Source organism: Streptomyces sp. NPDC025784, assembly GCF_055558435.1.
Genome location: NZ_JBVHMN010000023.1, coordinates 13,864 through 26,192 on the forward strand (window position 1 = coordinate 13,864; position 12,329 = coordinate 26,192).

Sequence of the window (12,329 nt, forward strand, 5' to 3'; positions counted from 1 at the left end):
CCATTGTGATTCGCGGTTGTACAACCCCGTGTGGATGCCGGCTGTCTGAAAGGCGCTGGAGGGGTGATCCTTTGGTGCTTTTCCGTAAGGAGATTGGGGATCAGGTGGGGAAGCAGGTCTGGAGAGTCGTCGTGGCCGGTGGTGCGGCGGCGATGTTCACGGCCGTGGCCGCGGTGCCGGCCGGAGCGGCCGAGGGTGGGGTCTCGTTCACCCGTGTCCAGGTGAACGGCGGCAAGTCGATTGTGATCGGGGTGTCGAAGGAGGTCGCGGTGCCCGCCTCCTTCCGGATGGCGACCACTCACAAGTGGAAGTGGCCGGCGGTGTTCCTGTACCGCAGTGGTGCGGGTGATCGTCTGTGGCACGCCATCGAGACGAGCGACTGCATCAAGGTGAGCTCGGGCGTCTGCGACTTCAACGAGACGATGTACTTCGACCCGAGCGTGTGGGACATGCGTAACAGCGAGGCCGGGGCCTGGAAGGTCGGGGCCGAGGTGTACTTCGAGGGCGGCGGTGGTGACACCGACGACGAGGGTCTGACGGTCCACGTCAAGCGCAACTCCCGCCTGACCGTCAACGCCTCGCCCGAACCGGTGTCCAAGGACAAGACCATCACCGTGACCGGAAAGGTCACGCGGGCCAACTGGGAGACCAGGAAGTACGCCTCCTACGGAGGCCGCCTGGTGAGCCTGCAGTTCAAGCCTGCCGGCACCGCCTCCTACACCACGGTGAAGAAGGTGTACGCGAACGGCTCGGGTGATCTCAGGACGACCGTGAAGGCCTCCAAGACGGGTACGTGGCGCTGGGTGTACTACGGCAACACCACCACCGGGCCGTCGACGTCGTCCGGGGACAACGTCGTGGTGAAGTGATGCCCGCGGTGCTGGCGAGCTGGTGGGGGCCGAGCCGCCGGTAACGGCTGCGCCGGTCAAGATGTCGGGGCCGCCGCGATCGCGGCGGCCCCGACACCTTGCGTCCTGGCCGACCGCGAGCGGCCGTGCGCGGACCTCGGCGCAACGTGAGCCGGCGCGCCGTGCGGACCATGAGGCCGGTCGCCGCTCTGGTGGGCAGGGCCGGATCTCGATGAGGCGACGACGACCACGGTCTTCAAGGCCGTCTCCGTCGTACAGGGGCGGACGCATTCGACGTCGTGGGTGTTCTGGCGGGACCGTGCCGCGAGCCTGCGCCCAGCCGCCGGCGTAACACCCCATGGCGCCTGGCGCCGCGCCGCCAATGCTGATCCCTTCTCCCAGCGTTACTGCCCAGGTCTGATCCACGGTCGCGCCCTGACCCAGCGGTGGGTCTCTCGCGTGTCGGAGGTGCGTCGTGTGTATCGCAGACAGTGCGCGAACAGTAAGAGACGAACAGTGAGAGACAGCGAGAAACAGCGGGAGTCACTGAGGCATACTCCCGCTGTCTCTTCTAGGCATCCGGCCGGCTCAGCGCGTGATTCTTGCCGGCTGTGCGGCGATTGCCCCCGGCAGGATTCGAACCTGCGCACACGGCTCCGGAGGGCGCTTCCGCCTGACGCCCGTGTGCAGGTCAAAGCTCCGCTCTGGCCACACATAGGCTCACCGGTCCACAGATAGTCCACGATGGCCCGGTCCGGGTCGGCCCGGCCCGGACCGGGTCCGCCTGCCCTGCTCTAAGGCGGACCGCCACTCACCATCCGTTTAAGTGTGTAATCGCAGCGTGGTCTCCCCGGTGGCTCAGTTCTGCGCCGGGTCTAGCGGCGCGCGGCCCCAGTCAGGCGGGCGCAGCGACTCCACCCCTGATGGGGTAGCACCTCCCGCATCGGGTGATCGGTGCAGCGCTGGCATCGTGTAACGGTCAACGAAGCAACGTTTTGGATACGAGTGATCCACAAGACCTTTACATATACATCGCATCTTCACTTAAGCTGATGCACCGTCTGGTGCATCAGTCGAACTCGTTTAGGAGACTGAGTGCCTGACTGATCGTTAGCTTCTGGGGTGGGGTGTTCGTGGCACGTTTGGTGTCGCTGCGTAGCGTGTGCGTGGCTCGTGATGATGTCCTCGAAGGTCGGTTGGCGGACAATCACTTCGCAGCACAACTGGACAAGGTGGTCCGCGACGCGGAGCACTATCCGGTGTACGGCGACGCGGAGGCATTCTTCGCGCAGACCTACCCCACGAGCGGCCTGAAGAAGCTGCTCACCAAGACCTTCGGCCGCCTGACCGGAGCCAAGGGTGTCGCGGGGGAGAACGGCGTGCTTCGCCCGACGACCTCGTTCGGTGGCGGTAAGACCCACGGCCTGACCGCCGTCTACCACCTCGCCAAGGGCGCCCGGCCGTCCAACACCACTGAGTTCATCGAGCCGGACCTCCTTCCCGACGGCCCGGTCCAGGTCGCGGCCTTGGTCGGAGACGCCCTCGACCCCACCGCGGGTGTCGAGACCAACGGCCATCGCACCTACACGATGTGGGGTGAGATGGCCGCCCAAATCGGCGATGACGCGTTCGCAGCGATGGAGGCGAACGACGCCCAACGCACCGCTCCGGGTACCGCCACGATCAAGACCGCCTTCCGTGACAAGCCGACGGTCGTGATCGTCGACGAGATCGCCAAGTACCTGCGTGCAGTGGCCTCCTCCGGCAGCGAGGACGTACGCCGCATGGCCGGCGCGATACCTGTCTTCCTCGGCAACCTCTTCGAGGTCGCCTCCGACCCGACCAACAAGGTCTCGGTCATCATCACCCTGGCCGCGACCACCAACGCGTTCGGCGCGGAGACCACCGAGATCAGCGAGCTGACCGGTGAGGAGAAGGAGAAGGCCGACGCCGCCAACGCCGCCTCGGTCAAGGCCGCCCAGGAGACCGGCGACGTGCTTACCCGCGCGGTGCAGCCGAGTGCGGTGATCAAGCCGGCCGATGACAACGAGATCGGAGAGATCCTCAAGAAACGCCTCTTCGCCTCCGTCGACGAGGACGCCGCCAGGGCAGCCGGGGAGGCCTACCGGGACTTCTACGAGCAACTCGCCAAGACCGAGCAGCTCGCCGGCGGCGCCGAGCGCCCGGCTTCCTATGGCGACCTGGTCACTAAGACCTACCCGTTCCACCCCGAGTTGGTCCGCGTCCTCGATAAGCGCCTGGGCAACATAACCGAGTTCCAACGCGCCCGCGGCGCCCTGAAACTCCTGGCCGAGGTCGTGGCCAACGTCTACGCCACCAATGACGAAACAGCGATCATCAACGTCGGCGACATCAACTACTCCAACGAACCGGTCCTCAACCATCTCACCGACGGCCTCGGCCGCGCCGAGTACGCGAGCGTGGCCAAGGGCGACTTCGCCTCCAATGCCTCCCACGCGGCTGTCGTCGACGCCGACGTCTTCCCCGGCAAGCCTGCCTACGCCACCCGCGTGGCCCGTACCGTGTTCACCCACTCCCTGGAAATGGTCTCCACCGCAGGGGCGGGCCGCAACGACTGGCTGGTCGGCACCCTGCGCCCCGGTGAGGACGCCACCATCTTCGAGAAGGCGCTCACCGAGTCGGAGAGGGTCTTCTGGCACCTGTCGTACGACGGTGCTCGCTGGCGCTTCAACATCGAGCCCAACGTCAACGCCATCATCGAGACTGAGAAGCGCAACGTCGCCAATACCGCGGTCGCCGCGGAAGTCGACAGCCTGATACAGAAGGCGTTTGCCAACGACGGCGGCGTCACCGCGATCCATTTCCCGTCAGGCCCTGCCGAGATCCCAGACAAGGACGCGCTGCGCGTGGTCGTGCTCGACCACGATGTCATCACCGTCGACCCGGGCCACGCCGACCAGCCGCCGGCACAGATCGTGGAGATGCTCGACAAGGTCGGCTCGGTCGGCGCGCCGCGCAAGTACCGCAACTCCCTGGTTTTCGCCCTGGCCGACGCCGAGCAGGTCCACGTGCTCAAGGACCGCGCACGTGCCCTGATCGCCTCCAACAACCTCGCCACCGATACCCACCGGCTGAATCAGTTCAGCGAGGAGGTCTCCAGGAAGGTTCAGGCCTACGACAAGGAGGCACGCCTCCAGGCACGCATCGCGGTCACCCGGTGCTTCAAACACATCTACTACCCGGCTGACGAGAAGGTCACCGGATACCTGCGCCACCGTGAGCTTCCCGCCCAGGCCCAGGGCGACCCGAAGAATGTCACCTCTGCAGTCATCACGTTGCTGGCCGACGAGGAGAAGATCCGTACCAGCCCGTTCACCGCGTCCTTCCTGCGCAACCGCACCTGGGCCAACAAGGAGGCCACGAGCACGGCCGCGATCGCCGACTACTTCTGGTCCGACCACAAGGCCTCCATCGTCCGCAACACCTCCCTGCTGCGTGACGCGGTCGTCAACGGCGTCAACCACGACGGCTGGGTCTACTACGACTCGGCCAGCGGCAAGGCTTACACGGCCAACAACCAGGCCGGTATGTCGATCACCTTCAGCGCCGACACCGAGGTCATGACCATGACCGAGGCACAGAAGCGCGGCCTGCTGGTCCGCAAACCCACCCAGACCGACCTCCGCTCGGTGCTCACCAGCGACCAGTTCACCGGTGCCGACCTCCGCGCCCGCCTCGAGACAGCCTGCGGCGGCGAGCCCTCCAAGACCGACGTCCTTGACCTGCTGGCCACCGCCGTCCAGTCCAGCGAGTACAGCTGGTTTGTCGTCACCGACACCGAGCCTGCCGCCGGCGTCCGGGCGCTCTCACCCTCGGCAATCAAGGACAAGGGCCTCGACACCCTCCACATCCTGCCCCGCGAGACCGCCGACCAGGTCGGCGTCCAGGTCCCCTCTCGCACCGCCACCTCCAAGACCTTCACCGCGAACGGCCCCGGCGGCGCGGCCATGCAGACCCTGCTCGACGCCGTCTCCGACTACGCGATCCGCACCATTAAGACCCTCACCTTGAAGGTGAGCGCGGATGCCGCGTCCGGCACGAGCGACATCGATCTCGCCGTCGCCTCGCTCGGCATGCTGCAGAAGCAGACCATCACGGTCCGCTCCACCATCCGCGCCGAATACAAGGGGCTCACCGGAGGCGGCATCCAGTTCCAGGGCACGGCCGAGCGCGCCAACTTCCAGATGGCCTACGGCCACGCCAAGAAGGCACTCACCGCCGCCACGAAGGTGGTCGGCGACGTCACCCTCACCTTCCGGTTCGACCCGGCACTCGACGTCGACGACCCGCAGTTCGCACAGATCCATGACGTCATCAAGAAGCTCGGCATGAAGAGCACAACGATGACCGCCGAGGTGACCAAGTGACCACGCTGCAGCGCGCGACGACCATCCCGAGCCGACGGCTCGCTGCCGTCGACGGCGCCCGCGGTTTCCGTCTCATCGTGAAGCCCGGCCGCGGCGAGACCTACGGCCTTACCATCGAGGAGACGTACGGCGAGGTGGGCTCCGCCCTCGCCACGGCCGTCGCCACCCTCACCCCGCAGCAGACGGGCCGCGTCGTCGACGCCCTCTTCGCCGCCGTGAGGCGATCGGGCCACCGACCCAGCGCGCTGACCTTCACCCGCAAGGCACCCATCCGGCTTGCCGAACCCGACGGCGTACGCCTGGCCTTGATCCTGCTGGCCACTCAGCCCATCGCCAAACATGAGCGCGTCCGAGCCCTCGTCGCCGGCATCAACGCCATGAGCACCGAGGAGACCTACTACTGGTACTCCAAGTGCATCGGCGTCGACGCCAATCGCGCCCGCAAGGCACTCCGTACCCTCCTCTCCGACGACTGAAGGGGCCACCCTTGAGCAGCATCAAGCCGCACGTCCTCATAGAGGACTGGCTCCCTGTCGCCGAACTCGGCATCGAGTCCCGTCGCGAACGCGGCGCCGCCTCCGCGCTCCCACCGCTTTCCTTCCTCCACGTCTGGTGGGCTCGCCGCCCCCTCGTTGCCTCCGCGGCCGTCGCCCTCGCCGGTGTCCTACCCGCCTGGTCCGAGGAGCTCGCAGAGGCGTTTCCCGACGCCGTCGAACTCCAAGACGAGGCCACCTACCGTCGCTGGCTCCTTCATCTCGTCGGCATCTGGGGTGACCCGATCATCGCCCGCCGCATGTACGACGTTGCTGTCGCGACAGGCCAGCGGATCCCCAACCCTTACACCTACAAGCAAGCCTTCCGGAACGCGATCCCGCGCGCGGACATCGACCTGCTCCATGCGGTGCTGATCCACACCTGGGGCGAGCTGCCAGTGATCGCAGACCCGACGGCCGGTGGCGGTTCGATTCCGTGGGCCGCCAGCCGGCTCGGGCTTCCGGTTATTGCCAACGACCTCAACGGTGTGGCCGCGAGCGTGCTCAAAGCAGGCGTCGAGATCCCCGCGACCCACGGACTCGACCTTCTTCCGGAACTCAAGAAGTGGGGTGGCATCCTCGTCAAGCGCGTCGAGGAGCGCCTCAAGGAGTACTTCCCGAGCGGCAAGGCTGAGACAGTCGCGACTTACCTGTACGCCAACGCCATCCCTTGCCCTCGTACCGGCCGCCTTGTACCGCTTCTGCGTGACAAGTGGCTCCGCAAGACCGCAGGCAAGGAAGCCGCCGTCCGGATGTTCACCGAGTACGACGGCGTCGAGCTTCCCGAGCCGATTTTCGAAGTCGCCCTCGGCGAGAACGTCGACACGACCGACGCTTCCACCGGTACCACCGCCCGAGGCAAGGCTATCTCGCCCTACGACAACCTCGTCATCGACGGCGACTACATCAAGCAGGCCGCCCAGGCCGGCCAGATGAAGCAGGTTCTCTACGCCGTCGCCATCCGCAAGCCGTCCGGCGAACGTACCTTCCGCATCCCCAACCGGGCAGACCTCGACGCCATCGCCGCCGCCGAAGCCAAGTACGCCGAGGTAAAGGACCTCTGGCTCGCCACCGGCATCCTCCCTGCCGAGGAGTTCCCCGATGGCAACGATCAGCGCCCCAAACACTACGGTCTCGACCACTGGATCGACTTCTACACGCCGCGCCAGGCACTGGTCCATGGCACGTTCGGTGATGAGTTTTCAAGGCTTGTGCCCGAGGTGCGTGGAGCACTCGGCGAGAATGCTGATGCAGTCCTCTTCGAGCTCGCGCTGATGCAGGGGACGGCCCTGAACTGGAACTCGCGCCTGTCGTCTTGGGACGTGTCACGTCAGAAGATGCGCAGCGTTTTCGACCGCCATGACTTCGCGTTCAAGTGGACTAGCGCTGAATTTGAGGGTGCCTCAGCGCTCTACGCCTGGTGCCTTTACCAACTTCTCGACGCGTATGGCAGCATTGCTCGGTTGCTCGACGAATCCGGAGCCTCGCCCTCAGACCTTGAGGATCGCCTGCCACGTGATGTGACGATCCTGCAGGGCAGTGGTGCAAGCCTTGCTCTGCCCGACGGTGCGGTTACTCACGTCTGCATGGACCCGCCGTACTACGACAACGTGATGTATGCGGAGCTCGCGGACTACTTCTACGTCTGGGAGAAGCGGACCCTGGGCCGTCTCATCCCTGACTACTTCCGGGACGACCTCACTGACAAAGACAACGAGGCTGTGGCTAACCCCGTGCGCTTCGCCGCGATGGGGAAGCGGAAGAAGGAACTCGCTGAGCTCGACTACGAGACGAAGATGGCCAGCATTTTCGCTGAGAGCCGTCGCGTCCTCGACGACCAGGGCGTGCTTTCGGTGATGTTCACGCACAAGAAGGCCGAGGCCTGGGACACCCTTGGAATGGGCCTGCTTCAGGCTGGTTTCACGATCGAGACCTCGTGGCCCGTGAACACCGAACCTGAGAAGTCGCTCCACCAGGCAAACATGAACTCGGCTGCATCGACAATCATGTTGGTGTGCCGGAAGCGCAATGAGAGGGGCGACAACACGAAGGTCTACCTCGATGACATCGAACAGGACATCCGACGTGCAGCCCGCGAAGCGGCGACCCAGTTCCAGCACGACGGAATCGAGGGCGTCGACTTGCTTCTGTCGACGTACGGCCCGACGCTCTCGGTGATCTCGCAGAGCTGGCCCGTCTACTCCTCGACCCCGGACGCGGACGGCCGCGACAAGCTGTTGCGACCCGAGGAAGCCCTCGCCCTGGCACGCGAGGAGATCGTGGACCTGCGCCGTTCCCGCCTGATAGGTAAGGTGGTGAAGGTCGACATGCTCACTGACTTCGTGCTGCTGGCCTGGGACACCTTCGCTGCCCGCGAGTTTCCCTTCGACACTGCCCGCCTTTTGGCGCTCGCTGTCGGTGGGCTCGACGTCGACGCGCTCGAGCGGGCCAAGGTGGTCTCAAAGTCCGCTGGCAAGGTCACGCTGCTCACCCCGAGTGAGCGGGTGCGGCGTGGTGGCGAGTCCGCCGTTCCCGGCGTACGGCGCGAGGCTGCCTCGTTCGACTACATCATCGACGCCGTCGACACGACCCTGTACATCGCCGAGCACGATGGCATGCCGGCAGCCAAGCGATTCCTCGACAAGCACGGCTACACCAATGACGCCGGCTTCATCTCCACCCTGCAGGGTCTGGCGAACGCGATGCCGCGCACCAAGGTCAAAGGAGAGTGGGTCGTGGCCGAGGCAGGGCGCCTTGACACCCTGTGCACGCTCTATTTTCCTGACGTGACTCTGCCGGAGGCCACTGACGTGGCCACGCTGGTCGAGGACAAGCACAACACGCTCTTCGAGGTGGAGTGAGGTTGGCTGAGCACGACGATGCTTTGTTTCCCGATGCCGCCGCCAAGCCGGCGGCATCGGCGCAGGATGGTCTCTTCGCCCACGATCCTGCAACGGCCGAGGACTCGTTCCACAGCGTGACGCTGAAGGCGATGTACTCGCCCGACGATGCACCGTTTGAGACGTTTTACGAGCCGCTGCTTTCCAGGGCCGTCGCGTACGACCGTGCGGTCGGCTACTGGTCCGGGGCAGAGCTGCAGTTTGCCGCGCAGGGCACGGCGTACTTCATCGCCGGTGGCGGCGTGATGAGACTCATCGTCGGCGCCCAGCTCGGCAAGAAGGACGTTGACGCGGTGCTCTCCGGCACTCCGCTCGACGATGTTGTCGCGGAGCGTTTACTGGCTGACCCCGGCCTGGAGGGCACGAAGATCGTGCAGAGCGAGCACCTCAGCGTGCTGGCCTGGATGGTCGCCAACGACCGGCTCCACGTCCGGGTTGGCATCCCGGTCGATAAGTACGGTCACCTGCTCACCCACCACGAGTCGGGCCGCTACTTCCATACCAAGTACGGCGTCTTCACGGACCGCTACGGCCACAAGGTCGCGTTCAGCGGCTCCAACAACGCCTCGGTCACCGCATGGGTGAAGAACCACGAGACATTCGACGCCTACCGCTCCTGGCGTACCGAGTCCTGGGAGGACTACGGCGAGCCCAAGGAGCGTGCCTTCGAGCGGCACTGGCGTGCCAACCCCGATGAGGGTTGGGCGATCATCGACCTGCCCACCGCCGTCCGGGAACACCTGATAGAGCACGCTCCCGACGCTCCGCCGCTCCCCTTCAACACGCTCGTGCCGCAGCCGAGGCGCGAGGAGGCCGATCACAAGGCACAGCCTGTCGATGTGGACGTCGATACCCAGGCGGCCTGGGACGAACTGGTCGCTCTCAGGGATGCACCGAAGCGGTCGGCATGGACTGGCGTGGGTACAGCGTGGGCTCAGCCGCTGCCGCACCAGGCCGAGCTGATCCACCGGGTGGTGTCGACGTACCCACGCGGCTATCTCTTCGCCGACGAGGTCGGCCTTGGCAAGACCGTCGAGGCGGGCATGGTGCTGCGTGAGCTCTTCACCTCCGGCCGGGCGAAGAAGGCGCTGCTGTTGGTGCCTGCCTCGGTGATGAAGCAGTGGCAGGAAGAGCTCCACGAGAAGATGAACCTCGACGTCGCCCGCTACGACAAGGGCGGCTTCGTGGACCGGTTTGACCAGCCCATCGCGACCGACCCGAAGGCGAACCCATGGTCGGCCTTCCCGATCGTGCTCGCCTCCTCCCACCTCGCTCGCCGCCGCAGTCGCCGTACCGAGATCCTTGACGCCGGACCGTGGGATGTCGTCCTCGTCGATGAGGCCCATCACGCCCGCCGCCGCGGCTCCAAGGCGACCGACACTCCCAACTCCCTGCTCGCGCTGCTCCAGGAGATGAAGAAGCGCGACCTGTGGCGTGCGCTCTACCTCGCTTCGGCGACCCCGATGCAGATGCACCCCCACGAGGCCTGGGACCTCATCGAGCTCCTCGGGCTGCCGGGCAAGTGGGGTGAGCAGGCGTTCTTCTTCACGCGATACTTCACCTACCTCGGCGACCCGCCTGAGAAGCGCGGCTGGAAACTCATCTGCGACATGCTGGAGGACTACTTCTCCGACCCGTTCGCCGAACACGACCCTGAGCTGGAGCAGCAGGTCGACAACGCACTCGGATGGGCCGACGCGTGGACAGTGACCGGGATGGCCGGCAACCCACCCTCGCCTGACCTCAGGGTCCAGTTCCCCAATGCCACCTCCGAGTGGATGGATAAGTGGGCTCGCCGCCACACCCCGATGCGCGATCGAGTCTTCCGCAACACTCGCAAGACCATGCGGGCCTACCAGGCGGCCGGCATCATCCCGGCCTCGGTCGTCATCCCGTACCGGCACGTCACAGACGAGTTCATCCGCCTGGCGTCGAACGAGCGGAAGCTATATGACCGCATCGAGGAATACATCCGCCGCCATTACAACGCCTACAAGTCTGACAAGGCCACCAAGGCCCTCGGCTTCATCATGACCGTCTACCGGCGCCGGCTGACCTCCTCCTTCGAGGCGATCAAGCAGTCCCTGCAACGCCGTCTCGAAGTACTCGAGCAGGGCAAGAACCTCGCGGACCTCCTCACCGACGACGACGGCGTCGACCTGGAGAACTCCCTCTTCGACCCCGAGACCTTCGACGTCCGCGCCGACCGCCTCAAGGAGGAGATCGGCGAGCTCCGCTCCTTCCTCAATGACCTCGGCGATATCACGGGCGAGGACACCAAGGCACAGCAGCTCGTCAAGGACCTGGCGGAGTCATTCAAAACGTACGACTCTGCCGTGGTCTTCACTCAGTACGCCGACACCATGGACTATGTCCGCCAGCGCCTACTGGCCGCTGGCTACTCCAGGCTCGGCTGTTACTCCGGCCGCGGCGGTGAGATCTACGATCTCGCGAGAAGGATGTGGAACCCGGTTACTAAAGCCGAGATCAAGACCCGGTTCCGTAGCGGTGATATTGAGGTGTTGGTCGGCACCGATTCGATGAGCGAAGGTCTCAACCTGCAGACGTCGGGCCGCCTTATCAACTACGACATGCCCTGGAATCTGATGCGCGTCGAGCAGCGCATCGGCCGTATCGACCGCATCGGTGCCACCTACGAGCGCCTCCAAATCAGCAATTATTTCTACGAAAACACCGTCGAGGAGCAGGTCTACAACGGCATCAAAGAGGACTACGACGACTTCACCAATATCCTTGGCGGAGCTGCCCCCGTCCTCGGCACCGTCGAGAAGGTCATCGAAGACCTTGTCCTCGCCGCGAACCTAAGTGACGAAGTCATCGCCAGCGAGATAGCTGGCATTCGAACCCAGATCGACGACATTAACAACCAGCCCGTCGGCGCCGACGACCTTGGCACCCCCGACGACGACCTCACCATCAAGATGCCGCCAGCCCTGGTCGGAGAGATCACTCTGTCAGACCTTGCCACCAAGCTCACAAACAACCTCCTTGCAGGCCGCTGCCTGACCGCAGACGAGCAACGCCCAGGTATCTACAGCCTCTTCCTCCCGCGTGTCGACGCCTGTGTGTCCTTCGGACGATCCGTCGGCGCGACGTCCGTTGAGTGTTACTTCGGTCAGCCGTCCACGGCCTCAGTCTCTGTGACATTCGACCGCGACATCTGGGACACCAGCAGCGACAGCAAACTTGTCTTCCTGACCTACGGGTCACCCGAGTTAGGCTCTCTTTTGCCCGCCGACCCCGGTGAGTGACCGATCGTGAGGTAACCCCTTGACACCGAGACCGGGATGACGGGCGCGGCTAGGACAGCTATACCGACCGTGACTGACCGCTGTTTCTGGCACGGTTGTGACACAACCTCATTCGACGACAGTCAGCCGCGGCGACGGGTACGCCGGCAGACCGGGCTCGCGTATGCCTCGCTGCACCGCACTGGCCTAGTCATGCTCTTCGGGTTGGCGTCGCCCAGAGCAAGTGGCGGGCGGACCGGTGACGACGGCGGGGCACTCAGCTTGGGAAGATAGGGTCGTCTGGGAGCAACTACCGCGCTGACCTGGTGCGGAGCACTGTCCGTACCTGGTGGGCGGCCGACTGGTGTTCCCTGCGGTTCCCTGCACA

5 protein-coding genes are annotated in these 12,329 nt (G+C 65.1%); all 5 read left to right on the forward strand.

The window, feature by feature from the left end:
• Nucleotides 1-104 precede the first annotated feature (104 nt).
• The 5 genes from ACZ4IF_RS37300 (at nucleotide 105) to ACZ4IF_RS37320 (ending at nucleotide 11,962) form a co-directional block, all read left to right on the forward strand.
• Entirely contained in the window at nucleotides 105-869 is a 765-nt protein-coding gene (locus ACZ4IF_RS37300; RefSeq protein ID WP_467571389.1) for a hypothetical protein, read from the forward strand.
• A 1,175-nt stretch (nucleotides 870-2,044) separates the two neighbouring features.
• Complete coding sequence (locus ACZ4IF_RS37305) at nucleotides 2,045-5,257, forward strand: ATP-binding protein (protein ID WP_467571392.1); 3,213 nt, start codon at nucleotides 2,045-2,047, stop codon at nucleotides 5,255-5,257.
• A complete protein-coding gene (locus ACZ4IF_RS37310; protein WP_467571395.1) occupies nucleotides 5,254-5,733 on the forward strand; it encodes a DUF7680 family protein in 480 nt (159 codons plus the stop codon). Before ACZ4IF_RS37305 ends, ACZ4IF_RS37310 begins: the two co-directional genes overlap by 4 nt.
• Nucleotides 5,734-5,744: 11 nt before the next feature.
• Nucleotides 5,745-8,651: a DUF1156 domain-containing protein gene (locus tag ACZ4IF_RS37315; RefSeq protein WP_467571398.1), complete on the forward strand. Its 2,907-nt coding sequence runs from the start codon at nucleotides 5,745-5,747 to the stop codon at nucleotides 8,649-8,651.
• A gap of 2 nt (nucleotides 8,652-8,653) precedes the next feature.
• Nucleotides 8,654-11,962: an SNF2-related protein gene (locus ACZ4IF_RS37320; protein ID WP_467571401.1), complete on the forward strand. Its 3,309-nt coding sequence runs from the start codon at nucleotides 8,654-8,656 to the stop codon at nucleotides 11,960-11,962.
• The last annotated feature ends 367 nt before the right edge of the window (nucleotides 11,963-12,329 follow it).